The following is a 25,488-nucleotide window of genomic DNA, read 5'->3' on the forward strand; positions in this document are numbered from 1 at the left end:
CGGATCAACAACCCGATCGGGTTTTTTATCGCGCTCGGCTTCATGGTCCTCGTCGGGATCTCGTTTACGGCATTCGGGATTGCAATTGCGTCAAGAATGGATGATATGACCGGCTTCCAGCTGATCATGAACTTTGTTGTTTTCCCGCTCTTCGGGCTCTCGGGAGCACTTTTCCCCATCAGTTCCCTTCCCGCGTGGCTTGAGCCGATAACCCTGCTCGACCCGCTCACGTACGGGGTAGAAGGCATCCGGTATGGCCTTACCGGAGTTTCGCAGATCAACCCTCTCATCAGCGCTGCGGTGATTGCCGGGTTTGCAGTCGCGATGACTGGGATCGGGGCATACCTGTTCCGCAAGGTTTCGTTATGAGGCAGGAGAGGGAAATAGAGATGCTGACACGTGAGACCTGAAAAAACCGGCTCTGCGGGGACAGAACACATGTCCTGTCAGGATGACCGTATGAGGACGGTTTCCTGTCTGCACAGGACCTGGCCCTCTCGTACGGAGCACCCGAAGATTTTCCCAGGTTCTCCATGAATTTTCCGGAGTACCAAAAAACCTCCCGGATAATGTTCAGATAATCGTTGATTTTTTCTTATCCCGGGTTTGGCCGGGCGCCGGGCACTGTAAAACAGGTTACCGGCGCCTGCCATTCTTGTCCGGGGGGAAGACTGTAAAAAGAACGGGATCGCGTGATTTTGTTATATCGAACTCAAGAGAGGTTCTCTCCTGTTTCTGTAAAACGGACCGCAATTCTTTTTTCATTCTATCGGGACGTTTTGCTATCCTTGCCTTTAACGAGGATTTTGAGATCTGTCCTCCCAGGACCTGGTTATAATGCACCTCGCACAGGACGATAACCGTATTCACCGGGGAAGTCTCCTTTCGGTACTCGGGTTGTGCGAGAGGACTTAACTGGTAAACGTTGAGCTGGTTCGGGGATGTTTCATGGTCACAATATTCGCATTTACCGACCAGTTCCCGGATCCGGTTCTTTGTTTTCACGGTTAATGCCGCACGGGGTTTTTGAGAATTTTTTTTCCCCGGTTCCAAATCCGATGCCATTAAAATCTTCCTGTTTTCCCGGTGTTAGCTGGATATTATTTGTTCCTGCCGTTGTTCCGGAAATGAAACAACAGTATGTTAAAATGCGTCATTTGGGATTCTTTTTTAGTAATTTGTTATTGTAAACGTCAACGATTATAAATCCGCTGATGAAATTCCGGGAACTTTCGAAACCCGATATAGTCAGATCGGTTACGGCAACCGGCCATAAGGGAGCATCGGAAAAAAGGCTATCCGCGACCGGCAGGGCACCCTGCCCATACACCCCCCTCCGGGAAAACCTCATAGCGGCCTTCCGGCCATCTGCCACGTACTCCAACACCTCCCAAAAACAGGGGCCCGTACAGGCCCGCTGTAATGCAGGTTCAAGTGGCCTTTATTTTTCCCGGTTTTTAAAAAGAATCCCGAAATACCGTTTGTTCCGTGGGCGTGGACATCATTTCCGGTGGAACCGAAAAACAGGATCTCCGAATTGCCAATCCGGGGCCGTATCGGGCCCGGAAAAGTATAGCCCTTATTGAGAGGGGGGGTGTATTCCCGGATATACCCCCTTGGAGGTGCGATCCCCCACGGTAAAATACGCCAGAAATGAGCCCGGATTCCCGTTTCCGGATCCTGCCGCTTCCCGGAAAACCCCGTATCTGGCCCCGTTTGGGTTCGCATGGAAAAATCGCTCAAATCAACCCCCGTTTGCCGAAATCCGCCCGCTTTCGATGTCAGATAATGGCCCTTAATCGCTTTACACTCGGGGATCTTTTGGCCATATCGAATCACCCCGCCCCTCATGAGATCTGCCAAAAGAACGCGGCTAAATACGCCGGTCGGTTTTGGCAGATTCTCCGACGTGAATTTGTGGGAACAACTGGGGAAAGGGGGCAAAACTGGCCGGTGTGGGGGGCGGCTGGCCGTTCACAGACCCGTATGAGCCGCATCCAAAACCATAATGAAGACTCGAATTACTTCAGAATATATCATGAGCAAATGGGCAGTCTCCGGCAGAGAAAATGCTGATGACCTGTACGCAATTGAGGATCACTCACTTTCAGAATTTTTCGAAAACGAGCCGTATCTCTATACAGTTTCAGACATCAAAGCACAATTCAAATGAAATAATCTGTCCATCGGGAAAAAGAAGAATTTTGAATATTAGATTCTCCTGATAACCCATTTTTCTAAATGCCTCATGAGATTTTCCTGTGCAGGTAATACCGGTGCATCGCTTACACCCCCGGGTTTCTGCCACGAAAAAAAGGAATTACTTGTTGATATGCACGACTTTTGCCGGAGGGAACCCGTTGAAGTGCGTGGATGAGGCATGGGAATACGCCCCGATATTTTCCGAATAGACGAGGTCACCGATCTCAAGCTCCGGCAGTTCTGCCGAGAGCGTAATCGTATCGAACGCATCGCAGGTCGGCCCGAACACGGCCGAGATCTGCGTCGGGCCCTCTTTTGTCAGGGCCAGCACCGGGTAGGTGCAGTGGTCGAAGACCTGCCCCGAGTACGTGTGGTAGACACCGTCATTGATGTAATAGCAGGGCTTGCCGTCACGGTATGCCTTTCCCACAACCTTTGCAACCAGCGTGCAGGCATTGGCAACGAGGAAACGTCCGGGCTCTGCAAGGATCTCCATGTCGGTCGGGAAGAGGCGTGCGATCTCCGCGTTCAGCTTGACCGCGAGCTCTTCAATCGATCTGACCTCGGGGTTGTACTTCACCGGGAAGCCGCCGCCGATATCGAGGATCCGGATCTTTTTCCCCAGCCGGCTCTCGCACTCCGCAATAATATCGGCCGAGATCTGGAGCGCCACGACATAGTTCTCGAAGTTTGTGCACTGGCTGCCCACGTGGAAACTCAGGCCCTCCACCACAAGGCCGAGGTCGAATGCCGCGGCGATAAGATCCACTGCCTCGCCCGGGTCGGCCCCGAACTTTGACGAGAGTTCGACCATCGAGCCGGTGTTTGGGACCCTGAGCCGGAGCACGAGACCCGCCTGCGGAGCATGTGCCCGGATCTTTTTGAGTTCCTCGATATTGTCGAACGTCACCAGGGGTTTGTACTGGTTGAGTTCCTCTAAGGTCTCGATGGGTTTTATCGTATTTGCGTAAATGATACGATCCCAGATCCAGTCCTGCCGCTCCTTTGCCGGCATATCCTTGATGAACTCGTGGACGATCATGAATTCGGGCATGGAGGCAACATCGAAACTGGCCCCGACGTCCAGGAGGGTTTTTACAATTGCCGGGTTCGAGTTCGCCTTGACCGCAAAATAGACCTGGATCTTCGGCATAAACTTTTTGAATTCACGGTAGTTCTCCCGGATCTTTGCGTGGTCGATAATAAAGATGGGAGTCCCTTCCTTGCGTGCCAGTTCTTCGAGCATCCGGCGACTTCCCCGGTCGGTGTGGGAGACCGAATCGTCCTGCCCGCATGATGATACAGTTGTGTTCATGGCCTTTCCTCTGCTTTGTTGGTACATGAGTGATTCATCGCACAAATAAGAAGTTTTTGAATTGCCAGACATCTTCACGGTCATAGTCGTTTTCAGGGTTCTCCCGGAAATAGACGGTCCGGTTTTTTAAGGGAGTCCAGTCCGAAGGCCCGGACCAGAATTCCCCAAGGTAGGGTTTTGCAATACTTAAGACAAACTCATGGGGCAGGTCATCGGGGAGACAGAATCCTTTTTTGGGGTTCTCGATCATCCACATCACCGCTGATACGACCCCGAGTGCGACCTGGATCGTGGTCGCGTTCTGACCGGGCGCAAGTTTCCGTGATTCCTCAATAGAGAGGATGCTTCCCGTCCACCACGATTTGTAGGGGTGGCCCATCAGGAGCGCACCAAGGATATCGGTACCGCTTGAGATCTCCCGGTCGTTCATGATCCGGAGTTTCGGCTGGAGTTCGTAGTTCCGGCCCCGTAGTTCGTGCAGCGACGCAATCGTCGCGTCGCAGGGCATGTACGCGTAGTTCACGGTCGGCCGGTAGACTGCATTCCCATCCTTCCAGACCGTCCACCGGTCGGAGATGCCGAATGCCTCGCCGTGCCGGATGACCATGCCGACGATCTCCTGCTCGGGCACCCATGACCGGATCCACGTGTTGATCCCCATGTGGGGGAGCATGATCGCATTTTTCGGGCCCGCGGGGGGCACGTGGGCATGATCGGGTAGTTCCTTCTCGTGGGTACCCCAGCCGATCTCTGCCGGCGCGGTGCCCTCTTCGAGTAGCCCTTCAATGCACCACGTCCCGACAAACTCATCCACTTTTTTTGGCGACCGGGAGATCTGGGTGTCGCGCTCGGAGCAGTGGATGACCTTGATCCCGACTTCCATCGCGAGCTCGTTGAACTTCTGATCTGCAATAAGACGTTTGAACCGGGCCGGGTCCTGTGCGATCCCGTCGTCTATCATTTTCCGGGCAATATCCACGAGACCCTGCTTGGTCATGTGAGAGATAAGGCCCGGGTTTGCCCCATGATCGACTACACAGGTGGTTGAATTTTTCCAGTCACGGGTCAGTTCGCGCAGTTTCATCTGCCGGTAATACAGGGATTTCTCGTACGGGCTTGCGGTATAGCGCTCGCCAAGCGGGTCCCATGCTTCAACCGACGTGTTGACGTACAGCACGTTGTGGTCGTGGCACCACTGGATGATCTCGCCGCAGTCGATATTCCATGCAAGGTCAACCAGAAGTCCGCCGTCAGCTAAGTTTTCGGAGAGGAGAGTACGGATATTTTCCGGGGCAATCTTCCGTTTCAAAAACCGGAGGCCCCGGGTCGTATAGGCCTTAAGATCCTGGGATTTATCCTTAAAATCAATGATCGTGATATTCTCAAGCGGTATATTGACATGCCGAAGCAGGATGGGGAGCGTGCACTTGGACACGGCACCATAACCGATGATTAATACTTTGTTTTTAAAGTCCATCCTAACCCTCCCGGGTTTTATCTTCTCTTTTTTCTCCAGTGTGTATTTTACGCGCTTTTACGTTATAAAAGAATGAGGGAATCGCACATTATTCTCCGCATGCTGAACGGCACCGGCAAAAAAGCGATTACTTATTTTGGGATGGTACAATATACCAGCAGGTGATCCCATGTCAAAACGGGCTGTTGACCTGATCTTTTCTTCGACCTATCTGCTCACCGATCTCCGTATGATCCTGCGCGAGACGGCGCCGACGCACGTGCTGGATGAGAAGCAGAAAGCAGAGGCAGCACGCCTGCTTGAAAACCTCGAACGGCAGGTCAGTTCTTTAAAGCAGGAGATGCTGAAATGAAGTGCGGGGCAGGGATCGAGGCCCGGCAGGTAAACGAGCTCTTCATCAACATCGACCCGATCCAGGCCGGGGGCCGGCTCACGGGTGACGCGATTAAGGCGATTATCGCGTACGGGGACGGTTATTCGGTCTGCGACAACTGCAGGAAGCCAAACCGGCTTGACTGTATTTCAAAGCCGCCGATCGCGGAGTTCCACAAGGAAGTTGCCGCGTGGCTCTCCATGGACGAGGCCCGTATGATGCCCGGTGCCCGTCGGGGGTTCCAGGCAGTCGCCCATACCTACGTGCAGAAAGGCGACCCGGTCCTCCTCACATCGCTTTCTCATTACACAGAGTTCCTCGCGGTCGAAGAGGCCGGGGGGGTCGCCTGCGAGATCCCGGCCGATGCCGGGCATATCGTCACGCCCGATGCCGCAGCGGCAAAGATCGATGAAGTGAAAAAGAAGTTCGGGAAAGCCCCGGTGCTTGCGTTTATCGACCACGTGGATTACCAGTTCGGAAACCTCCATGATGTCGCCGGCATCGCGAAGGTCTCACACGAGAACGACGTGCCGGTGCTCTGCAACGGTGCATACACGGTTGGCACAATGCCCGTTGACGGGAAAGCGATGGGCGTGGATTTCGTGGTCGGATCGGGACATAAGAGCATGGCGGCACCCGCACCTTCAGGGGTTCTTGCTGCGACAGCCGAGCGGGCAAAAGAAGTATTCCGGACGACCGCCATAGAAGGCGACGTGACAAAACGAAAGTTCGGCGTGAAGGAGCCGGAACTGATGGGCTGCACGCTTATGGGCGCGACACTGGTCGGCATGATGGCCTCGTTTCCCCATGTAAAGGAGCGGGTGAAGCATTTCGACCGGGAACTGGAAAACAACCGGGTCGTTATGGAGGCGCTTCTTTCGATCGAAGGGACGCGGGTCCTGTCCGAGTACCCGCGGAAGCACACCCTGACCCGGGTTGATACAACCGGTTCGTTTGACAAGGTTGCAGAGACGCACAAGAAGAAGGGATTCTACTTCTCCTCCGCGTTAAACGAGAAGGGGATCTTCGGGATCATCCCGGGCGCGACCCGGGTCTGGAAGTTCAACACCTACGGGATGACCGAACTACAGGCCCGGTACCTTGCCGATGCGTTTGTGGTGGTTGCACAGGAAAACGGGCTTGCCGTTCGGCCATAAGGCGCCGGGCACATTTTCCCGGGCAGCCGGACGCTGCCCTTTCCCCGTCAGCGCCACCTTTTTTGCCGCATAATAAACCGGGTCGTGGCCCTGACATACAACACCTTTCCCGGATAAGATTATTAACCACAGTCCCCCATTTCAGTTCATCAAAAAATGGCTGCGTAAAGGGGAGAGAGGCAACAAAAAAATGCTAAAAAACGTCATCAGCCAAAAAAAAATTACCAGCGCGGAAACATTCAACAAAAAGATTGCCCCGCTCCAGGAGCGCCTCGGGGTGCTCCAGCGGACCTTCCGCGAAAAAAAGATCCCGGTCATCATCGTTGTGGAAGGCTGGGACGCGGCAGGGATTACCCGCTCGACAAAAATGGTGATCAGGGCTCTCGATCCACGCGGGTTTACCCTTCACACGATCGAACAGCCTACGGACAACGAACGGGTGCGGCCGTTCATGTGGCGGTTCTGGATCAGGATACCGCCAAAAGGGCGCATCGCGATCTTTGCCCGGAGCTGGTACAGCCGCGCCATTTCAGCGGAGATGCAAAAACCCAGCTGGACAAAATCCCTTAAAGGACGGATCATTGCAATCAATAATTTCGAACGCCAGATTTCAGATGACGGGACACTCATCGTCAAGTTCTTTTTGCACATCGAAAAAGACGAGCAGAAGAGGCGCTTTGAAAACCGGGAAAAAGATCCCCTCACCGCGTGGCTCGTAACCCCGGAACTCTGGAATCTCCACCATCATTACGATCTTTCGTTCCCGGTTATCGACAACCTGCTCGAAAAAACCGATACGGAATATGCCCCCTGGCATGTGCTTGATGCGACCGACGAAAACTATGCAGTCTTAAACATTTACACCACGATCATAAAGACCCTGGAAAAGACGCTATCAGACCGGACTGCAGGAAAAATTCCCGGGTCCGCAGATCCCGGGCTCCCGCCAAAAAATCCCGTAAAGCGAAGAGCAGGGCACACAGCCCCGGAAAAAACCTGCACAAAAGAGGAGTGCCAGCCGGTACTTGACAGCCTCCAGACCGAGATGATCAGGGCCCAGTCGCTCCTCTTCAAGCGCCGGATCCCCCTCATCATTGTGTTCGAAGGCCTGGATGCGGCAGGAAAAGGAGGGAATATCACCAGGATCGCCCGGTACCTGAATCCCCGGGGGTACGATGTGATCCCGGTCTCGGCACCGGATGCGACGGAAAAAAGCCATCACTACCTCTGGCGGTTTATGAAAAACTTCCCAAAAGAGGGCCATATCGCCATTTTTGACCGCAGCTGGTACGGGCGCGTGCTGGTCGAACGCGTGGAAACTTACTGCACAAAAAACGAATGGCAGCGGGCGTACCGCGAGATCAACGATATGGAAGCAGATTATGTCTATTCAACCGGCGGGGGAATCTTAAAGTTCTGGCTTGGGATCAGCAAAGACGAACAGCTCCGGCGCTTCGAACAGCGCAGGGCCGACCCGCTCAAGCAGTGGAAGATCACCGATGAGGACTGGAGAAACCGGGAAAAATGGGACCAGTACGAGAAGGCATTCAACGAAATGCTGGAGAGAACCAATACGAAATCTGCCCCATGGACCGTGATAGAATCCGATGATAAGTGGGCGGCCCGGGTAAAAACGATGGAGACCGTGACGTCCTACTGTCAGAAACTGCTGGAGTGACCGGGGTCCTGCACCGCATGGAAACCTCCCGGGCATTCCCATCGCATCCCAAATTATCCTGCCGGTTCACGCAGTTGCGGGTGTGCACAAACGGGATTCCGGCGAGCCGGCTCACCCGGACCGGGTAATCTCCCCGTTCTTTGCGGTCACGTACTGCGGAGAGGCAAGGACCCGGTCCAGCAACCCGTCAATACCCATTTTTTCCTCGCTCTCGCGCACTGCTTCCCGTGTCGCAGACGTTGCCGGCATCCTGGGCACTGCGCGGCAGGCGAGATCGCCCTGCTTGTCCATGAACGTCCCGATCTTCCGGGCAAGCGTTATGGTTTCTGCCTTGTCATACGTGATGAGCGGCCGGAGCACCGGTGTTGTCGTTGCATCGGAGATCACCGCAAGGTTTGCGAGCGTCTGGGACGCGACCTGCCCGATATTTTCCCCGGTAAGGATCGCCTGCGCACCCTCGCGCACGCACAACCGGTCGGCTGTCCGAAACATGAAACGCTTGCACAGGACGCAGCGCAGCCGGGGAGGGATGCGGAGTTCCTGCATCCGGTCATAGAACAATTCGGCGTTGATGATGATCATCTGCACGTCGTTTCCCGGGCACCAGAGAGAAAGCCGGCGGAGGTTTTCGATCGCGGTTGTTCTTACATCGCCACCCGCCCACCGGCCGCCGTCCATGTGCAGGTGAGAGACCTCACAACCCCGCTTCATCGCCAGCCACGATGCAACCGGCGAATCGATCCCTGATGAGAGCAGGCAGAGCACCTTTCCCTGCGAGCCCCACGGGAGTCCTCCGGGCGCCGGGATACGGGAATCGTAGACAAGGCCCCCGCAGTCCCGGACTTCGACAAAGAGTTCGTACTCCGGGTGCGAGAGATCGACAGAAAGGCCAGGGATCGCATCAAAGATGGCAGAACCGACATACTCGCCCAGCTGCTGGCTGTCCATCCCTGTCTTGCTCTGCCGCTTTCCCCGCACGGCAAACCGGGCAGGTGCATGCAGATGATCTTTCGCGAGGCGGACTGCCGCGTCACGCAGGGCATCCGGATCCGGGGCAACCCGGGTGCAGACGCTTACGCTTACCACGCCAAAGACCTGGGAGACGATCCCCGCAATCTCTTCCGGCTTTTCACCGTAGACAAAGATTCGCCCCCGGGGGCTCTCGAACCGGCAGGAATGGCCGGCAGATTCCAGCGCCAGCCGGATATTGCGCAGGAGGATGCCGATGAAATGGTATTTGACCGGATCGCTTTTTAAGAAAAGCTCGCCGTACCGCACCATAACGACTTTTTCCGGTTCATCCCCGCCATGCAGATCTTCCATGATCATTTCAAGATATTGGGGCGAAGATGGAGATAACCGTTGGCAGCCGGGACGTTGCCCTTGCGATCGGACCACGACGTTTCAAAAGTGCCGGGGATAACGAAACTCTTTAATCGGGAGAGAGAATACTGTACTGAAATGGCGAAAAAGGCGAGCAAAAAGGCAGAAGAGGAACCGCTCAAACTCTTCTACATTTTCTATAACCAGGAACGGTGGGACAACTGGGTAAAATCACTTGCTGATGCCAGTTTTGAGGTCGATCCAAAAAGCGATGAGATGCCCGAGGGCTTTCGGATCCTGGACGGATTCTCCGTCGACATCACCCTTGCCGCACTCAAGATCGTCAAGTTGTACCAGAACAAACGCTTCTCACAGGAGGAAGCATTTGACCGGCTCGGGCAGGTCGAGGCTATTGTCATGTCTGCCGCACCAAAAGGAGACACTGAAGAACTTATCGAGCTCCTCCAGCTCCCCAAGCTGTGCCTGTTTACTTCCTGCCGGAAATATCTTGGCGGGGAGTTTGACAAGGATATCAAGACGCTGGTGAAAAAGGGAAAAGGGCAGATCGAGAAGGACATGGAAGGTGCGCTTGAGACTGCTGCAAATATCGGTGCAGCCGTAATAGACGGCGCTGCCTGCTGCGGGAAGTACGTCAAGGACGATCTGGAAAACCCGACCCTGTTTGACGAGTGGCTCATCGAGTGCGAGCGGATGTACGAAGCGATGGGCTCCTTAAAGAACTTTGATGAGTCGACCGGAGACGACGAGTGATCGCTGACCGGGCGCGGTTCCGTCACGCAAAAAAGATAGAAAGGCTCGCCGGCTACCGGGTTCCCGACCACGCCTTTTACCCGGTGATGCTCGAAACCATCACCTCCCGTTTTAATTTCGACGCGCTTGACTTTGCCATCCGCGAGCAGCTCCTCCAGTTTTTTAACGATTTTCTCCGGTGCAAGTGCAAAAACTCGCCGTTGTGCGGCTGCCCCGAGAAAAAATTTGCGATAAAAGTTATCGAACTGCGCGAGAACGGTCTTGACCACCGGCAGATCTCGGCGTACTTGTCCGATGAATATGGGATCGAGATCTTTCCTGCGGACGTGCTCTCGTTCTTAGAAGAGTCCGTTCATGTTCTCGAAGCAATTTCTGACGTGGCACACCTCCAGGGACAGGAAACACTTGCCCAGAAAACGATCGAACATATCAGGCTTATCGAACGGTAGTTTCACCTTTTTTCTCTTGTACGCGGAGTTTATTCCGGAACCGGTTCCTGACGCAGGTTCCCGTAAATGCGATCAACCATGCTTCCCGGGATCCAGAAAGCATATATTACAAAATGTAAAACATATGTTACGTGGTGTTTGTACAGGAAGTGCGAACACCTGCAAGAAACAGCATACCGGAGATCCAGAATGAAAACCCCGAAAATCTACTATGCAGCACTTATGGCATTCTGTGCCCTCACCTTGTCAATTGGCAGCACAGGTGTCATGGGATGGCACTAAAACCAGGGAACCTGCTGGCTCCGGCAGCAGATCCCAAAAGAGAATTACTAAAAAGGAGATGATACCAAAAAGCAGAATCTGATGCACATTTCCCCGGCTTCGCCGGAAAAAAGGCAGAATAATACATTCAGGACCGTGAAGCCCCGACAGGTTATACACCCGGGCCGGTGTCTGCCACTCCCCACCCGAGGGCAGGCCGAACCCGTAGTCGAAAGAGACCTGCGGTGCGCCACGCCCGGAATGCAGGATGTCACAAGTACCTCTTCACAAGAACCAGTAATCCAACAGGAATCCATTATCAGATGAGGGGCAAAACCCTCCTTTTATTTTTTAGTTCAATACAGATCGTTTCCCTGGTGCCGCATCCCGGGTTTGCAGGCAGGTAAAAAACGGGATTCTTTTCAGGACCACACCCCGGGCCATCGGAACATTATTGCTGACGCCACCAGATCGAACCAGCCGGTATTTTCTGAACAAACACTCCCGGATCCCGGATAACGATTATGTCAGGAAGTTCGGAAAATCTTCGTTGGAGTCTCCCGTTTCTCACCAGAATTCGTCTGAAAGTTCCTTTACTACCGCGGCAGCAAAATTTTTTGCAGCGGCCGGACCATTTGCCGTGATGATTCTCCCGTCAGTCACCACGGGCTCCTGTGTGAGTACGGCCCTGCCTTTTTTCATCTCGAAAATTGCTGTGGGGGCATCGTACACGGTCGCCTTCTTTCCCTTGAGGATCCCGGCACGGGCAAGCACGACCGGCGCAAGGCAGATCGCGGCAACGACTTTGTCGGTCTCGTAGAAATAGATCGCAAGCCGCACGAGCAGGTCATCCTCCCAGAGATGCTCCTGGCACCCGGAGCCCCCAACGATAATAAGACCGCCATAATTCTTCGGGTCGATATCGTCAAACGATAATCCCGCCGATGTTTTCCCCCCCAGCATCCCCGTGCATGTACCGGGGCGGGTCGAAGCGATATCAAACGCGATCCCGGCTTTATTCAGGGCCGCAACCGGCTCGGCCAGCTCCTCATCACGGTACTTTTCCGGTGCTATTGCAATGACTGCTTTCATGGTATCCGGGATTTTCTTTGTATGTATATCAGGATTATCACCGGTTTCCAAAAGATACTGCCGGGAACGCACATGCAGGTCAGGTAAAAAACGGCATCTTCACGGATCAGGACAGATCCTCCGGCACCGGTTTTTGCGATCCGTTAAAATCCGCTGGGCTCTTTCATCGTTGCCGTCAGGATTACGCAGCCACCGGGAAGAACCGATACCACAGCTCATAAATAACCCGAAAGTGCTCTATCTTCTCCTGAGGATATCATGCCGGAACTCGAAGTGAATAAACAGACAACAGCTCTCGTTGTCATTGACCTGCAGAAGGGAATCGCAGCACAGCCCGCACAACCATATCCCACGCAGGGAGTCGTCAGGAATGCAGCTTTGCTCGTCACCGCGTTCAGGAAACACGGGATGCCGGTCTTCCTGGTACATGTCGTTGCATCACCGGGAACCATGCTGAACGTGAAAAGCGACACATCATTCTCACGTTCGACGCCCCTGCCCCCGGACTGGTCAGAGTTTGTCCCGGAGATCGCCCCGGTCCCTTCTGATATCATAATAGCAAAAAAGCAGTGGGGAGCGTTCTACGGTACCGATCTCGAACTCCAGCTGAGGCGAAGGGGGATGGACACGATCGTCCTCTGCGGGATCGCCACCGACTTCGGTGTCGAGAGCACGGCGCGGTTCGCCTACGAGTACGGGTTCCAGCAGATCTTCTGCGAGGACGCGATGACCTCCCAGTCAGCAGAGCAGCATAATGCCGCGGTGAATTTTATCTTCAGGAGGATGGGCCGGGTCCGGAAAACTGATGAGATACTCCGTGCGTTAGAGTAAGGCAAGCCATACTCCTGAAAGGCATTATAGCGATCCTGCTAGTACGTGCCCGGTCGTGCGGATTTGAGAGCCTGATGATTGAGACTGTGCTCCATAAAGACGGGCATGGTACAGGGAAGCGGTCGTACCGGGTCCGGGAACCGGTCTTGTTTTTAGGCATGAGAGGACTGCGATTGTTTCCCTACGATCAGGATATCACTTTTTTTTCGCCGTTGAAATAGGCAATCTGTTCCAGGTACACCATGCAGAGATAACCGGCAAGGATGCCGATAACGATCCCGGCAAGGTGAAGGGAAATGCTTACCGTCCGCGTTGAATTAGTCATTCGTTCCGGGAAAAGGTTCCAGATGAAGTACCAGAAGATGACAACAATCGTCACAGTGATAATCCTGGACGACCAGGAAAATTCCTGCATGACGCGGTATAAATGCGTAAACTGGTAGCGGTACACAACAATTGCAAGTACCAGCATGACGGTCACGGCCAGTAATGCAAGAAGAATCGGGGAGCTGCGTTCGGTATGATAGAGGATCATATACCGTGCGATGATGCCCGCAGAGAGGGCAAGGACAAAGGCCAGTACCAGGCCGTAATAATTTCGCATTCTTTGCCCGGAAGTGTGCTCAAGATATGCCAACCAGAACAGCAGCAGCAGTCCTGCAAGCGCCGAATCAATGCCCGAAAGGCCTGCATAATATGTTGTTGTCGCGTTAAAAATTGCAAAGAACGCACCGAAGACGAGAAAGATGATGACAATGACCTTGCTCAGTACAAGGTACAGCCGTTTCCGGTTTACAATGGTGGCGAGCACCAGGCCATAGATGGCGATCAGCAGGTATGCAGTTACGTTCGCGAGGAAATGATCAAAATTCAAGTGAACAAACGACGCTGTAAAGATCTGGTAGATATGGAAGTTCGTTAAGTCAATCTGCAGGCTTGAACGTAATGACGGATAAACAGAGACGAGATATTCGATGATGATCGTGATGGCAGGGATGATGAGAACGACGGCAAGGTAAACGGAAAAGAGCCGGAGGTTGATGGTTGATAAAAACTCTTGAAACTTTTTAAAACCGTTCATGGTGCAAAGTCCATCTTTTTACGTTTTTGTTCAGTACATCGGTCCTGTTACAATAAAAGAGAGAGCCATATCTCATGCAGGGGGCACAAAAAAATAAAAAAATACCGGGAATGGCAGAATCCCGGAAATTAAAAAAAACGGCGTGTTGCCGTCAAACCATTTCATTGAGGATACGGTGGCCTCCTGTATCACCTGGTCCGCATCAATTCCCTGTCATTTGTTGCATGACGTGAAGGGAGAGAAAAGAGACAAGGATTCCGGCCCATGATCGGGAATGCTGAAGCATTGCACCGTTGATGAGAAAACTCCCGGTACAGGGATACCTGACTCCTTCCTGCAAGTGTTTATCCACCCGCCCTTCCAATGGATAGCAGCAGCGTGATGCACTTTTGACCGCCCCCCAGTTTCTCCCTATACCCAAAAATATCCATGCGCTTGCCTGTGAAACCATCAGCCGTCGCATCGGGCGGCTCCCGTTTACCAGGAATGGTGTTGAGATCACCGAAAGCCTTGTCGGAGTGACCATGGAGTGCCTCAATGCCGAGGCCAGAAAAACACTGCCCCTGCGGACCGTATCCCGGGAGAAAGGCACTATCCCGGGACTTGGAGAGTGCCTTACGGAGAGGCTTGGTAAAGACCAGAGCGATGTCACACCTGTTATCGCAGAGGTTCTTGTGACCGCCGGTCTTGCAGAACCGGCCGAAGTGCTCGATGCTTCAACCCGCACAGAGACCCGGGGGATCCGGCTGCTGTCCGCATGGACCTGGCATATCGCATCAGGGGACTTTCCGTCCTGTGACAGTACGTGTCTGAGTGGCGGGGAAACGGATGCCTGGCTCGCACAGTGCCCGGTCTGCCGGACCGGCATCCTCAGCCGGGTGACCGGTAAACGGCTGTTTGGCACCCCTCCAACCGATTACTACCTTGACTGTTCTCATTGCGGTGCAAAATTTATACCGGAGAAAGACCGGTTCCGGCTGGTCTCGATCGCCCATATTTCCGATCCACGCTGGCGGCAGTACCTCAATTCCTGCCGGAAACCCGACGAATGGGCCGCACTTGTGCGCGAGGAGACCCCGGCAAGCCCGGTCTCCCGCATTGCCACATCCCGGTACCGCATGGCTCCCCGAAAAGCCGTGATCCCAACATCCCAGCCGACTATAATCCACCGGCCGGAAAAACCTGCACGGCCGGTCGAAGGTGTCCCGGTCCTCTTTTCCACAATCAGGGGAGGGAGTCTTGCCGTTCCCGGCACCGCAAAAACCCACTACTTCCGGCCCGTATCCCTCCGGTTCTTACGCGGGGTCCGTCACGATCTGTTTACCCGTTCAGAGCGCATCGTGCAGCAGGTTCTCGAAGGTCCGGCATTTGCGGAGGTAAAACCGCTTTTTGTAAAGGAATACATGCAGTACCTCCCGCTCCGGCTCGGCCCGGTAACAGAAGAACTCATCAAGAAAAACGATCCCCTATACAGGCAGCTCCTGAACAGTCATGGCGATGAGGGTTTTGGCTCGTTTGCTGTTCAGGACGAAGAGTGTGCGCATAAAAAAGGACTCCTGATGGTGTACGTGCAGGGAAAACTCTGCCATGTGGCCGGCTGCCACACGACATTTGCAGATCTTGTTGACCGATCTCTTGGGAACATTACGACCGACCAGTGCTACCGCGACGGGGATGAAACCGCGTGCCGGATCAACAGCCTTGTCACTGCATTCAGGGACACGCCGGTCCTCTGGTGCCACGAACTTTCTGATGACAATGCGATCGATGCTGCCGTGTCAGACCTGCGCAGCCGTTACCTGCAGGTTCCTTGAGAAACCATAGAAATACAAGTAACTCAGGAGAAATACATCAAAAGCGAAGATCAGAGAATTTTTCATATCCTATGCAAACATTATAATTACCTACTCCGGTTACAGGACAAGGGAGACATTGGATGAAAAAGTGTCCGCACTGCGGGATGAATATCCGGGATAACGTCGAGGTCTGCGGGTACTGCGGAGGCGAAATATCGCAGAAACCTGCGAAATCCGCTGGCAGCAGGGGCGCACAGGTTCCACAGCGGAGCGCCCCGCCCCGGCCGGCCCCCCAGGAGGATGAACCGGAAAGCGAAGAGGGAGAAGAGGAAGAGGGAGGACTCTCTGCTATTCTCCAGCCGGGCGAAAAGGTACTGATCGGCTCCCTCAACGTCTCGGTAAAAAAGTTTTTTTTCCATGCATACCTGACGAACAAGCGTATTTTTTTAATCGATACGCAGGAAAAGAAACTCAAAGTAACCGCAAAGGATGTCCCGCGTGACACGATTGCCGACAGCATCGTGGAGTATTCGGAGAATTCCGATCCGGTGCTGGTGCTCTCCGTAAAATCAGCCGATGATGAGATTAAGACCATGAAACTGGTCTTTGCCCAGAATGGCACCGACCGCGCCGGTGAAGTCGACGACTGGATCTCGTTGCTCCACGAGGACTCGGACACAAAAAAACAGCGCCGTGCAGCACCGGCACAGAAGGAGCCGGAGCCCCGTCAGGAAGAAGAGCCGGAGGAGGAGCCCCCGGCACGTCCGGTAAAGACCCCGGTCCGCTATGAAGAACTGCATCCTACCCGAAAACCGCTCAAGGAACACGAACGCCAACCCCCGGTAAAACGGCTGATCCCCCTTGCCCGCGAACCGGAACCTGAACCGGAGGAACCCGAGCCGGAAGTTCAGCCCCAGAGACGGATGCAGGTACGGACACTCGAAGAGCCACAGCAACGCAGGGTCCCGGTAACCCGAGATATGCCTGCGCCGGTCAGGAGCGACGCACAGATCGTCAGGAAACCGGAAGTCCACGCCGCGGTGCGAACGGCAATGAAAAATCCTGTTCAGCCTGTACGCCAGACCAGTGTCTCCCCGTCACGGAGCGTAACCTCCGAACCTGTACGCCGTCCTGTCCCGATACACGAACCCGCACGGGAGGTCGCTCCCGATGAGTACCCTGCCATCCACAGGGTGGCAGTCCAAGAAGAGCCTGCCGACAATCCGCAGTTCTGTCATAACTGCGGGAAAAAGCTCCCGGGAGAGGCAAACTTCTGCCCCGGCTGCGGGACGAAACTCGGGCGCTCAAAAACGGATCCATCAGCGGCGCGCTTTTCAAAAACCATTCCCCGGCCGGTCCCAGCTCCGGCACCAGCCCCCCAGCCCCACCAGCACAAGGTCCCAAGGATTGAAGAGGTCCGTGACGATGATGAAGAGGAGGACATGACACCCAAACGGCCCCCGGTAAAAAAGACACCGAAGGGCAGTGACATGACCATCCTGCAGAAATTCCTGCGGCGCTGAAGTACACTACGGCGCCATTAAAATTTTTTATGGTAATCCGGCCGAAAAAATGCCGTCTATTTCCGTTTTGCCTAAGAAGAAATCGTTATATGAATGTCAGTCTCTTGTATTAGTACGATTACGGAGAAACCGAGGAAGTTTAATGAAGCGAAATATTCAGATTGAAGCGTTGAATCAGATACCGTTAGAAAAACAGCGGATTGAACTTGTTGAGCGCAAATGCCTCGGTCACCCCGACAGCATTGCAGATGGAATTGCAGAGTCGATCTCCCAGGCACTCTGCAAAGTGTACCTTGACGAGTTCGGTGTCGTCCTGCACCACAATACCGACCAGGGCGAAGTTGTTGCCGGCGAATCATGCCCGAAATTCGGCGGCGGGAGGATGATCCGGCCGATTTATGTTTTAATCGACGGCCGGGCGACAAAACAGTTCAATGGCGTCACCGTCCCGACAGATGCGGTCGCAGTCGAGGCAGCACACGCGTACCTCCACAAGATCCTCCCCGAACTCAACCTGACCCGGGATGTCATGATCGACAGCCGGCTCGGGACCGGTTCGACCGACCTTCGTGATGTCTTCAAGCCCCGGCAGGGCAAAGTCCCGCGTTCCAACGATACCTCGTTTGGTGTCGGGCACGCCCCGTTCTCTGACGTTGAGAACATTATCAGGAATTCGGCAAATTATATCGACACGAAACTCCGCAAAAAGTATCCCGCCATCGGGCAGGATATCAAGATCATGGGGCTTCGTGACGGGAACACGATCACGCTTACCATTGCCTGCGCCATTGTCGACAAGTACTGTGCGGACATAAAAGAATACCAGGACTACATGACCCTCCTGACCGAAGAGATCGGGAATGTCGCAAAGAAGAGCACGAAGCGCAAGATCGTGGTCAACGTCAACACTGCCGATGATATCAAAAACAAGAGTGTTTTCCTGACGGTCACCGGTACATCGGCAGAGATGGGAGATGACGGTTCGGTCGGCCGGGGCAACCGGTGCAACGGGCTTATCACCCCCAACCGCCCGATGAGCATGGAAGCAACAAGCGGCAAGAACCCGATCAACCATATCGGCAAGATCTACAATCTCCTCTCAACCCAGATTGCGCAGGAGTCGGTCAAAAAAGTTGACGGCATCGAGGAGATGTACGTCCGCCTGCTCTCCCAGATAGGTAAACCAATCGATCTCCCGCTCGTGGCAAGCGTCCAGGTACTGCCAAAGAAGGGCGTCGCCTTAAAGGATATCAACAGCGAGATCAATGGGATCGTTGATGACAACCTTGCAAACGTGACGAGCATCACGGAGAAGGTAATCCGTGGCGAACTCAAGACCTTCTAAAAAGAAACAAGGCGATAAAAAGACCCCGGCACCGGCCGGGCTTTCTCCTTTTTCCGGCATGATCCGGCTTGCCATCCCCAACAAGGGGCGGATCGCAGCGCCGATCATGGACCTGATGGAAAAGAGCGGGCTCCACCTGCCGGACATTGCCGAGCGCCGGCTCATTGCCCGCACACTCGACCCCCACGTGGAGATCCTCTTTGCCCGGCCCATCGATATCCCTGAATATGTGGCAACCGGCGCCGCAGATCTCGGCATCACCGGCCATGATATGGTAGCCGAGCGCGGGTCCGATGTCGTGGAACTCCTCGACCTCCAGATCGGGAAGGCAAAACTTGTGCTTGCCATCAGCGATGATTCAAAAGTCACCTCCGTCCACGATCTCAAAGGGGCAAAGATCGCAACCGAGTTCCCAACCATCACAAAACAGTATTTTGCAAAACGGCACGTGCCGGTCACGATAGTCCTTGTCGGAGGGGCCTGCGAAGCGACACCGCACCTCGGGATCGCCGATGCGATTGTCGATCTCTCGAGTTCGGGAAATACCCTGAAGACCAACCGGCTCCGGGTGCTCGACGAGGTGCTGGTGACTTCCACCCACCTGATTGCAAACCGCCGGTCACTGGAGACCAAACGGGAAAAGATCGACGAGATCCACCTCGCTCTCGAAAGCGTCATACGGGCACGCGGTCAGTGCTACCTGATGATGAACGTGAAACGGGCGTCGCTTGAGAAGGTAAAAAGCGTGCTGCCCGGGCTCTCCGGCCCGACGGTCATGGATGTCGCATCGACCGAGGATATGGTCGCCGTCCACGCGGTTGTGAACGAGGAACGGGTCTACACGCTGATCAACGCGTTAAAACAGGCGGGCGCACGTGATATCCTTGTCATGTCCATCGAGCGGATGATCCGCTGATCATCATGAGAATCTTTCCTGCCGTAGACATCCTCGGGGGCAGATGCGTCCAGCTCGTGCAGGGAAAACGGGAGAGCGCAACCACATACGGCGACCCGCTTTCCTGTGCCCGTCGCTGGCTCGATGCCGGTGCTGATGCGCTGCACGTGGTCAACCTTGACGGTGCGTTCGGTGAGTCGGCAAAGAACGCCGACCTGATCCGGGCACTCGTGAAGGATACCGGTGTTGAGTGCGAGCTCGGCGGGGGGATCCGTTCCGTTGAAGACGGACGACAATGGCTTGAGACCGGGGTCACCCGGATTATCCTGTCCACGCTTGCCATCCAGAAACCTGAATGTATACGCACACTCTCACAGGAGTTTGGCAGCGACCGGATTATGGCAGGAGTCGATGCCCGGGGGGGACAGGTCGCCATCCACGGCTGGCAGGAGACCGCCGGCGATTATATCGGCTGGTCAAAAACGTTCGAGAGCCTGGGTGCAGGTTCCCTGCTCTACACGAATGTAGATGTCGAGGGACTGCAAAAAGGCATTGCAGCCGGCCCGGTCCGGCAGCTCATCGGGAGCGTCCATATCCCGGTGGTTGTTGCCGGCGGTGTATCGGCACCTGCAGATGTCGCCACACTCCGGGACGCCGGGGCGTACGGGGCGGTGCTCGGTTCAGCGCTGTACAGCGGAAAGATTAACCTTTCAGAGGCACTAGAGGAATCTCGATGAGAAAAGTAACGATTACACGGGAGACCAGCGAAACAACCATTGCACTCACGCTTAACCCCGACGGTGCCGGGAAGGTGTCGGTGGAGACCGGCATCCCGTTCTTCGACCACATGCTCACCGGGATGGCAAAGCACGGGGGATTCGATCTTTCCTGCAAAGCCAAAGGAGATCTCAAGGTAGACTGCCACCACACGATCGAGGACGTGGGGATCGTGATCGGCGATGCGGTGAAGCAGTCGATCGGGGACGGCCGGGGCATCCGGCGGTTCGCCCACGCAATCATCCCGATGGACGAATCCCTTGCGCAGGTGGCGCTCGACTGCGGGGGCCGCGGGTACCTTGTCTATACCGGCACCTTAGGCAACAAAACGCTTGGGGACATCCCGTCCGATCTCTTCGAGCATTTCTTCTACTCTCTCTGCATGCACGCCGGCATCACGGCCCACATCAGTTTCTCGGGAAGAAACGATCACCACCAGTGCGAGGCAGCGTTCAAGGCGTTCGGGATTGCGCTTAGCGATGCTATGGCAAAGAGTGGGAAAGTAAAGGGCATCCCGAGCACGAAGGGAACGTTCTGAACCAGCAGGCCGGGGACGGCCGGTGTACAGGTATTCTTTCAGGTTACAATGGGGGTAGCGCGATCCTGCCCCTGAACTTCTTTGCGGTACAATGAGCGGGTGATTACAACGGGTGTTTTCCGGTACGACAACAAGTATGCAGCACCGACAAAGGAGCAGCGCGAACGGTACATGAAAGGGGAGAGCGAGGAACATCTCTTCGGGCCGGACGACCAGATCATGCTTGTCGTGTACGATGAGGCAGCGTACCTCAAGGATGATATTGATGGCACGAGGGTCCTCTTTACCGGGGCAAAAGACAAGGGAAAAGTGTACGACGAGATAAAACGCCTGCTCGATGAGCATGAGAACAAAGTGGATGGCAGCCGGTCGTTTAAGAGCGGAAGCGAGATTGAGTAGGATCGGCAGGAACAATATCCTGTTCTTTTTTAAAAATCACTCCATCACTGAGTGAAGTGCCAAAAACGATCCCGCACCGGTGCGGGCGCAGAAGAAAAAAGAGTTGATCAGTTGGACTTTGACGCGAGATCAACGTCTTCTTTCTTGATGGTCTTTCTTCCTGCGTGCTCTGCGAGCTTGTTTGCTTCCTTGGTGAGCGAAGCGATGTATTTCTCAGCCTTGACTACGAGTGCTTCAGCTGCATCGCTGCCCACTCTTTCGGCTCCGTTCTTCTTTGCAATGCGTACAACTGCGGCGATTGGTAAATCTGCCATTTTTCTTACCTCAAAAAGAAAGTCTCTTGGCACCTATAAAAACTTTCCGGGAAAATCCCCCATTTTGCTTACGAAAATGATATTGGAAGCCTTGTAGAACCGTACAGGCAAAACGCGCCACGCAATTTCGCAGAATATTTTTTATAGCCATATAATCGGCTATTTTGAAAAATAAGCCACTTTAAGCGGTTAAATTTTATTCCAACAATGATGCTGCGAGCAATAGCGCATTCGTGTAATCCGGTTGGGCGCGCGAGGTATCCACAAAAATTCTATCGATATTTACGACCGGCGCCCCATGTCCGTGCCCGGCTCCAAGAAGGGCGAGTGTACGGAAGATAAGGTTGCCGGATATCCCGTCCGGTGCGATAATCAAGCCGCAGGACTCGATCGCATCCTCGATGAGGATCTCGTAGTGCACGGCATCGCCAAGTTTCGCGACAAGTTCGGCATCGGCCATGCTCCGGTCCACCCGGGGATGCCGGCCGACATCACCGAACCGGCCTCCCGAGAGGACACCCACTTTTTCCGGAAGGCCAATCCGGCGGGCGATCGCCCGGCCTTTCTTTATCAGAGCAAGCTTGTCTGCGACGGTCCAGCCCTCATCGATACCCACAGGAGCAAACAGGAATTTTTTCCCGCCAGCCGTCTCAAGAAGCGCGATCCGTTCAAGGTGGTCGACTCCTGCGGCGCCTTTCAGTGCCTGCAGGGTGGCATTTGCCGGCAGCGTGCCCCTGACTGCCACATCGATTGTACCCGCCATCAGGTCAGCAACAAGCGCTGATTCAGGGGTCGTGCTCTCCGCCAGCCGCACCCGGGGATGGCCGGATGGGACTTTTGCGGTACCCGTCCGGCAGTAACAGACTATTTCGCAGGGAAGATTCACCCGGCAGGCGCTGTTGATAACTTTCTCTGCATCCGCACCGATGCCGATCCCGATCTTTTTTACTGCTGCCTGCATGACGCCTCATCCGGGGAGAGACAGGTGATGCCGTTCTCGATAAAATCGAAGACTTCTGCCTCGTTCCCGTCATACCGGATCCTGAGCCGGCGCGTGGTGTCCACAGTGCCGATAGCATGTGCGGTCATGCCGACGGCAGCAAAGCGCCGGACCAGTTCGTCGACGTGCTCTCTTTTTGCGGTCAGGACAAAACCCATGCCGGGGTACATCTTCACCCACTGCTCGAACGTCATATGGTTTGCCGCAAGGTCGGGCTTTGGCACCCGGCCGAGATCGAGCTCGGCCCCTTTCCCGCTCACTTCAAGCAGCATCCCGATCGTCCCGATAAGGCCGGGGTTGCTGATGTCTTTACCCGCAGTGACGAGATGATCCCGCCCGATCTCTTCCAAGAGCGCAATCTGGGCACGCACCTGTCCGGCAGACTTCATGGTCACTGAGTCCCAGTTGAGGGCACAGGACGGATGGACGCGTCCGGTAAGATCGATGGCCGCGATGATGCAGTCGCCTTCCTGTGCGGTGTTGGAATAGATGATCGAGTCAAGCCGGGCGGCCCCGAGGATCGAGACATCGATCACGCTGTAAGGAGCATCCGGGTGAAGGTGCCCGCCGACAATCGGTACGCCGAACTGGGCGGACGCATCATGCATCCCTTTAACCACCTGCTCGTGGATACGGGACTCCTTTGGCATCGAAAAGACATCCACCATCGCGATCGGCTTCCCTCCCATGGCGGCGATATCATGGATATTGACAAGAACCGAGCAGTACCCGGCCCAGTACGGGTCGGACTCCATGAGCCGGCTCCAGATGCCATCCGCTGCAAGGAGCAGTGCCTCCCCGTTGTGCTCGATGACGGCCGCATCCTCGCCAAACGAGGCGATGACATGAGGAGCATCGATCCTGAGGGCCTTGACCATCTCACCGATCGCGTGTTTCCGCTTCACGCCTTCATATTCCCTGACTACGTGCGCGATCTTTGTTGTGGAACAGTCAGAAACCACTATTGTCACCCGGGTATTTCAGCACTGGATAATTTGCTGTACGCTATGTGTGGCCTCATCAGAGATAATTTATTTGATACGGGGTCGACACTTTGGTATGGAGTGGGCAGAGAAATACCGACCGGAGCACCTTGCGGATATCGCTGGCAACACCACCGCGATCCGCCAGATTGCGGACTGGGCAAAGACCTGGACATTCCGGTCAAAACCTCTCCTGCTCTACGGGAAGCCAGGCATCGGCAAGACGTCTGCGGCGTACGCTCTTGCCCGGGATATGAGCTGGGACGTGATCGAGCTCAACGCAAGCGACCAGAGAACAGCTGCTGTGATCGAGCGGATCGCCGGCGCCGGCAGCACCACGGCAAGCCTGACCGGGTCTCTGCGGAAACTTATCGTGATGGACGAGGCCGACAACCTGCAGGGGACTGCCGACCGGGGTGGGGCAAAGGCAATCATCGAGTGCATAAAAAACGCCCGGCAGCCCATCGTCCTCATCGCAAACGATCTCTACGGACTTGCCCCGGAGCTCCGCGTGCGCTGCGAGCCGGTCCAGTTCAGGGCTTTGCCGGCCCGGTCGATCGCCCCCCGACTCAAATTTATCTGCGCAAACGAGAAGATCGCCTGCTCGGAAGCAGCGATCCACGAGATAGCCGAGAGTGCCGGGGGGGACATGAGGGCGGCCGTGAACATGCTCTATGCCGCATCAATCGGCCGCGAATCGCTGGCAGAGGACCAAGTGCATACCTCCCATAAGGATGAACGGGTCTCGATCTTCTCGCTTGTTTCCGCAGTCTTTTCAAAGACCCCGGACGCGGATCTCATGAAATTATCCTGGGATGTCGACGATACCCCGGAAAATATTGAGCAGTGGGTGGAGGGGAATGTGCACGTTATTACCGATCCCGGCGCTGTTAAGCGGGCCTACCGATCGCTTGCACGGGCCGACGAGTACATCGGGTATACGTACCGGCGCCAGTATCACACGCTCTGGCGGTACGCGACAGCGGTGATGCTCATCGGGGTCGCCGATGCAGCCGGGGGAAAGGGCATCCACACCCGCATCATGCCTCCCGAGCGCTGGCAGAAGATGTCGACGGCAAAAAAGCAGAAAGCGATCCGGTACACCGTGCTCTCGCGCCTTGCTGCTGCCATGCATCTCCCCCAGACTACCCTGCGCGAGAAGTACCTGGGTACGATCGCCCTTCTCGTGGAGCACGACCCAGAAACCTTCACCCGCGAACTGATGCTCGATGCAGACGGGCTCAACTTCTTCTTAAACGACCGGGCCCGATCGCTGGAGATCGTAAAAGCGGTGACAAAAACGGAACGCGATCAGGAACTGGAACAGAAGAAAAAGGGCAGGAAAACAAAAGCCGCCACGGCCGGCGGGGAGCCCGATCCGATCGCACCTCCGGAGACAAAACCGCTGGTGACACCCCCTGCAGAAATACCGGACGAGCCTGCGACCACACCCGCACCGGATCCATCCGACAAGAAACCGGTGGCCAATAATCAGTCGACGCTCTTTGACGGGTTCTGACCACGCCGGTAATAATAGTGGAGAGGCACACCGCAGTCGATGATCTCGCCCCCGTTCCCGTAGGATTCAAAACCAAGATGGTAGACCACAAGATCGCAGTCGAGCATTTTTGCGAGCGCGATGAGCGGGGGAATCATCTCTTCTGCCGGGCGGACGGCATACAGGACATCGGCACCTGCATAGCAGGACAGGTCGGGCGAAAAGATATCGTCGCGGGTAAAGGATAACCAGCCCGGCAGCAGGCAGGGATGGATATCGGTAGCCCGCACTCTGACGCCCGCATCGTGAACGCACTGCGCGGCATCAGGATTCTTTCCCACACCGATCTCGACGGGATGGTGATAGTGTACCGCGATATACGTACCGACGCAGTGCTCAATATGTTTATA

Annotated in this window: 26 protein-coding genes; 16 read left to right on the plus strand and 10 right to left on the minus strand. The window is 55.0% G+C overall.

Translation table 11 applies throughout. From position 1 onward, the window contains the following. On the plus strand, positions 1–369 hold a 369-nt coding region (locus WCE46_RS04495), incomplete at its 5' end, for an ABC transporter permease (protein ID WP_424732501.1). Positions 370–636: 267 nt separating this feature from the next. Here the strand turns inward: WCE46_RS04495 and WCE46_RS04500 are convergent. Next, the gene (locus WCE46_RS04500; protein WP_424732502.1) at positions 637–1,005 is read right to left on the minus strand and encodes a hypothetical protein; all 369 of its coding nucleotides are present in this window, start codon (positions 1,003–1,005) and stop codon (positions 637–639) included. Between the two features lie 1,033 nt (positions 1,006–2,038). On the opposite strand from WCE46_RS04500, the gene WCE46_RS04505 reads away from it, so the two are divergent. After that, complete coding sequence (locus tag WCE46_RS04505; protein WP_424732503.1) at positions 2,039–2,173, plus strand: hypothetical protein; 135 nt, start codon at positions 2,039–2,041, stop codon at positions 2,171–2,173. 147 nt (positions 2,174–2,320) lie between these two features. Here WCE46_RS04505 and WCE46_RS04510 read toward each other — a convergent pair whose 3' ends face one another. Both WCE46_RS04510 and WCE46_RS04515 read right to left on the minus strand, forming a co-directional pair. Continuing rightward, complete coding sequence (locus WCE46_RS04510) at positions 2,321–3,517, minus strand: type III PLP-dependent enzyme (protein WP_424732504.1); 1,197 nt, start codon at positions 3,515–3,517, stop codon at positions 2,321–2,323. A 34-nt stretch (positions 3,518–3,551) separates the two neighbouring features. Beyond that, entirely contained in the window at positions 3,552–4,994 is a 1,443-nt protein-coding gene (locus tag WCE46_RS04515; RefSeq protein WP_424732505.1) for a saccharopine dehydrogenase C-terminal domain-containing protein, read from the minus strand. A gap of 169 nt (positions 4,995–5,163) precedes the next feature. On the opposite strand from WCE46_RS04515, the gene WCE46_RS04520 reads away from it, so the two are divergent. The 3 genes from WCE46_RS04520 to pap all read left to right on the plus strand — a co-directional run bounded on the left by WCE46_RS04520 (position 5,164) and on the right by pap (position 8,202). Next, complete coding sequence (locus WCE46_RS04520; protein ID WP_424732506.1) at positions 5,164–5,346, plus strand: hypothetical protein; 183 nt, start codon at positions 5,164–5,166, stop codon at positions 5,344–5,346. Then, positions 5,343–6,524, plus strand: a complete 1,182-nt coding sequence (gene pscS, locus WCE46_RS04525) for an O-phospho-L-seryl-tRNA:Cys-tRNA synthase (protein WP_424732507.1) — start codon at positions 5,343–5,345, stop codon at positions 6,522–6,524. The genes WCE46_RS04520 and pscS overlap by 4 nt, the downstream gene beginning before the upstream one ends. A 190-nt stretch (positions 6,525–6,714) precedes the next feature. Continuing rightward, positions 6,715–8,202: a polyphosphate:AMP phosphotransferase gene (gene pap, locus WCE46_RS04530; protein WP_424732508.1), complete on the plus strand. Its 1,488-nt coding sequence runs from the start codon at positions 6,715–6,717 to the stop codon at positions 8,200–8,202. A 111-nt stretch (positions 8,203–8,313) separates the two neighbouring features. Here the strand turns inward: pap and thiI are convergent, their stop codons facing one another. Continuing rightward, positions 8,314–9,531, minus strand: coding sequence for a tRNA uracil 4-sulfurtransferase ThiI (gene thiI, locus WCE46_RS04535; RefSeq protein ID WP_424732510.1), 1,218 nt, complete (start codon positions 9,529–9,531; stop codon positions 8,314–8,316). A gap of 132 nt (positions 9,532–9,663) precedes the next feature. Here thiI and WCE46_RS04540 point away from each other — a divergent pair, with 132 nt between their 5' ends. Both WCE46_RS04540 and WCE46_RS04545 read left to right on the plus strand, forming a co-directional pair. Continuing rightward, positions 9,664–10,296, plus strand: coding sequence for a DUF2150 family protein (locus tag WCE46_RS04540; RefSeq protein WP_424732512.1), 633 nt, complete (start codon positions 9,664–9,666; stop codon positions 10,294–10,296). After that, on the plus strand, positions 10,293–10,745 hold the full coding sequence (locus WCE46_RS04545; protein ID WP_424732513.1) for a DUF5814 domain-containing protein: 453 nt from the start codon (positions 10,293–10,295) through the stop codon (positions 10,743–10,745). Before WCE46_RS04540 ends, WCE46_RS04545 begins: the two co-directional genes overlap by 4 nt. An 828-nt stretch (positions 10,746–11,573) precedes the next feature. On the opposite strand, the gene WCE46_RS04550 is transcribed toward WCE46_RS04545, so the two are convergent. Then, positions 11,574–12,098 carry a DJ-1/PfpI family protein gene (locus tag WCE46_RS04550; RefSeq protein WP_424732514.1) on the minus strand — a complete coding sequence of 175 codons (525 nt, stop codon included), beginning with the start codon at positions 12,096–12,098 and terminating at the stop codon, positions 11,574–11,576. 258 nt (positions 12,099–12,356) lie between these two features. Between WCE46_RS04550 and WCE46_RS04555 the strand changes: the two genes are divergently transcribed. After that, the gene (locus tag WCE46_RS04555) at positions 12,357–12,929 is read left to right on the plus strand and encodes a hydrolase (RefSeq protein ID WP_424732515.1); all 573 of its coding nucleotides are present in this window, start codon (positions 12,357–12,359) and stop codon (positions 12,927–12,929) included. A gap of 187 nt (positions 12,930–13,116) precedes the next feature. Here the strand turns inward: WCE46_RS04555 and WCE46_RS04560 are convergent, their stop codons facing one another. Beyond that, positions 13,117–14,010 carry a hypothetical protein gene (locus WCE46_RS04560; RefSeq protein WP_424732516.1) on the minus strand — a complete coding sequence of 298 codons (894 nt, stop codon included), beginning with the start codon at positions 14,008–14,010 and terminating at the stop codon, positions 13,117–13,119. Between the two features lie 389 nt (positions 14,011–14,399). Between WCE46_RS04560 and WCE46_RS04565 the strand changes: the two genes are divergently transcribed. The 7 genes from WCE46_RS04565 to WCE46_RS04595 all read left to right on the plus strand — a co-directional run bounded on the left by WCE46_RS04565 (position 14,400) and on the right by WCE46_RS04595 (position 21,283). After that, entirely contained in the window at positions 14,400–15,824 is a 1,425-nt protein-coding gene (locus tag WCE46_RS04565; RefSeq protein WP_424732518.1) for a hypothetical protein, read from the plus strand. Positions 15,825–15,946: 122 nt separating this feature from the next. After that, positions 15,947–17,329 (plus strand): zinc-ribbon domain-containing protein, encoded by a 1,383-nt coding sequence (locus WCE46_RS04570; RefSeq protein WP_424732519.1) that lies wholly within the window; start codon positions 15,947–15,949, stop codon positions 17,327–17,329. 142 nt (positions 17,330–17,471) lie between these two features. Then, a complete protein-coding gene (locus WCE46_RS04575) occupies positions 17,472–18,674 on the plus strand; it encodes a methionine adenosyltransferase (RefSeq protein ID WP_424732520.1) in 1,203 nt (400 codons plus the stop codon). A 58-nt stretch (positions 18,675–18,732) separates the two neighbouring features. Further along, positions 18,733–19,590, plus strand: coding sequence for an ATP phosphoribosyltransferase (gene hisG, locus WCE46_RS04580; protein ID WP_422191208.1), 858 nt, complete (start codon positions 18,733–18,735; stop codon positions 19,588–19,590). 5 nt (positions 19,591–19,595) lie between these two features. Then, positions 19,596–20,306: a 1-(5-phosphoribosyl)-5-[(5-phosphoribosylamino)methylideneamino]imidazole-4-carboxamide isomerase gene (gene hisA / locus WCE46_RS04585; RefSeq protein WP_422191206.1), complete on the plus strand. Its 711-nt coding sequence runs from the start codon at positions 19,596–19,598 to the stop codon at positions 20,304–20,306. Next, a complete protein-coding gene (gene hisB / locus WCE46_RS04590; RefSeq protein WP_424732521.1) occupies positions 20,303–20,884 on the plus strand; it encodes an imidazoleglycerol-phosphate dehydratase HisB in 582 nt (193 codons plus the stop codon). Before hisA ends, hisB begins: the two co-directional genes overlap by 4 nt. 81 nt (positions 20,885–20,965) lie before the next feature. After that, positions 20,966–21,283, plus strand: coding sequence for a hypothetical protein (locus WCE46_RS04595; protein ID WP_424732522.1), 318 nt, complete (start codon positions 20,966–20,968; stop codon positions 21,281–21,283). Positions 21,284–21,390: 107 nt separating this feature from the next. On the opposite strand, the gene WCE46_RS04600 is transcribed toward WCE46_RS04595, so the two are convergent. From WCE46_RS04600 to WCE46_RS04610, 3 genes are all read right to left on the minus strand, one after another. Next, entirely contained in the window at positions 21,391–21,597 is a 207-nt protein-coding gene (locus WCE46_RS04600) for a histone family protein (RefSeq protein WP_424732523.1), read from the minus strand. A 196-nt stretch (positions 21,598–21,793) separates the two neighbouring features. Beyond that, positions 21,794–22,558: a methanogenesis marker protein Mmp4/MtxX gene (mtxX, locus tag WCE46_RS04605; RefSeq protein ID WP_424732524.1), complete on the minus strand. Its 765-nt coding sequence runs from the start codon at positions 22,556–22,558 to the stop codon at positions 21,794–21,796. Further along, the gene (locus WCE46_RS04610; protein WP_424732525.1) at positions 22,543–23,559 is read right to left on the minus strand and encodes a methanogenesis marker 2 protein; all 1,017 of its coding nucleotides are present in this window, start codon (positions 23,557–23,559) and stop codon (positions 22,543–22,545) included. Before WCE46_RS04610 ends, mtxX begins: the two co-directional genes overlap by 16 nt. Before the next feature lie 97 nt (positions 23,560–23,656). Here WCE46_RS04610 and WCE46_RS04615 point away from each other — a divergent pair, with 97 nt between their 5' ends. Beyond that, positions 23,657–25,099, plus strand: a complete 1,443-nt coding sequence (locus WCE46_RS04615) for a replication factor C large subunit (RefSeq protein ID WP_424732526.1) — start codon at positions 23,657–23,659, stop codon at positions 25,097–25,099. Here the strand turns inward: WCE46_RS04615 and WCE46_RS04620 are convergent. Continuing rightward, positions 25,072–25,488: UPF0146 family protein (locus tag WCE46_RS04620; RefSeq protein WP_424732527.1), on the minus strand; the 417-nt coding region annotated here is incomplete at its 5' end. The genes WCE46_RS04615 and WCE46_RS04620 overlap by 28 nt on opposite strands.

This window comes from Methanoregula sp., assembly GCF_049690535.1.
GTDB lineage: Archaea > Halobacteriota > Methanomicrobia > Methanomicrobiales > Methanospirillaceae > Methanoregula.

What these genes read in the sequence shown, in the direction of transcription:
- hisA (WP_422191206.1), top strand. Translation starts at nt 19,596, where the DNA reads ATGAGAATCTTTCCTGCCGTAGACATCCTCGGGGGCAGATGCGTCCAG.
- WCE46_RS04570 (WP_424732519.1), top strand. Translation starts at nt 15,947, where the DNA reads ATGAAAAAGTGTCCGCACTGCGGGATGAATATCCGGGATAACGTCGAG.
- WCE46_RS04540 (WP_424732512.1), top strand. Translation starts at nt 9,664, where the DNA reads ATGGCGAAAAAGGCGAGCAAAAAGGCAGAAGAGGAACCGCTCAAACTC.
- WCE46_RS04560 (WP_424732516.1), bottom strand. Translation starts at nt 14,010, where the DNA reads ATGAACGGTTTTAAAAAGTTTCAAGAGTTTTTATCAACCATCAACCTC.
- WCE46_RS04575 (WP_424732520.1), top strand. Translation starts at nt 17,472, where the DNA reads ATGAAGCGAAATATTCAGATTGAAGCGTTGAATCAGATACCGTTAGAA.
- WCE46_RS04505 (WP_424732503.1), top strand. Translation starts at nt 2,039, where the DNA reads ATGAGCAAATGGGCAGTCTCCGGCAGAGAAAATGCTGATGACCTGTAC.
- hisG (WP_422191208.1), top strand. Translation starts at nt 18,733, where the DNA reads ATGATCCGGCTTGCCATCCCCAACAAGGGGCGGATCGCAGCGCCGATC.
- WCE46_RS04615 (WP_424732526.1), top strand. Translation starts at nt 23,657, where the DNA reads ATGGAGTGGGCAGAGAAATACCGACCGGAGCACCTTGCGGATATCGCT.
- WCE46_RS04520 (WP_424732506.1), top strand. Translation starts at nt 5,164, where the DNA reads ATGTCAAAACGGGCTGTTGACCTGATCTTTTCTTCGACCTATCTGCTC.
- pap (WP_424732508.1), top strand. Translation starts at nt 6,715, where the DNA reads ATGCTAAAAAACGTCATCAGCCAAAAAAAAATTACCAGCGCGGAAACA.
- thiI (WP_424732510.1), bottom strand. Translation starts at nt 9,531, where the DNA reads ATGATCATGGAAGATCTGCATGGCGGGGATGAACCGGAAAAAGTCGTT.
- hisB (WP_424732521.1), top strand. Translation starts at nt 20,303, where the DNA reads ATGAGAAAAGTAACGATTACACGGGAGACCAGCGAAACAACCATTGCA.
- pscS (WP_424732507.1), top strand. Translation starts at nt 5,343, where the DNA reads ATGAAGTGCGGGGCAGGGATCGAGGCCCGGCAGGTAAACGAGCTCTTC.
- mtxX (WP_424732524.1), bottom strand. Translation starts at nt 22,558, where the DNA reads ATGCAGGCAGCAGTAAAAAAGATCGGGATCGGCATCGGTGCGGATGCA.
- WCE46_RS04600 (WP_424732523.1), bottom strand. Translation starts at nt 21,597, where the DNA reads ATGGCAGATTTACCAATCGCCGCAGTTGTACGCATTGCAAAGAAGAAC.
- WCE46_RS04515 (WP_424732505.1), bottom strand. Translation starts at nt 4,994, where the DNA reads ATGGACTTTAAAAACAAAGTATTAATCATCGGTTATGGTGCCGTGTCC.
- WCE46_RS04510 (WP_424732504.1), bottom strand. Translation starts at nt 3,517, where the DNA reads ATGAACACAACTGTATCATCATGCGGGCAGGACGATTCGGTCTCCCAC.
- WCE46_RS04555 (WP_424732515.1), top strand. Translation starts at nt 12,357, where the DNA reads ATGCCGGAACTCGAAGTGAATAAACAGACAACAGCTCTCGTTGTCATT.
- WCE46_RS04550 (WP_424732514.1), bottom strand. Translation starts at nt 12,098, where the DNA reads ATGAAAGCAGTCATTGCAATAGCACCGGAAAAGTACCGTGATGAGGAG.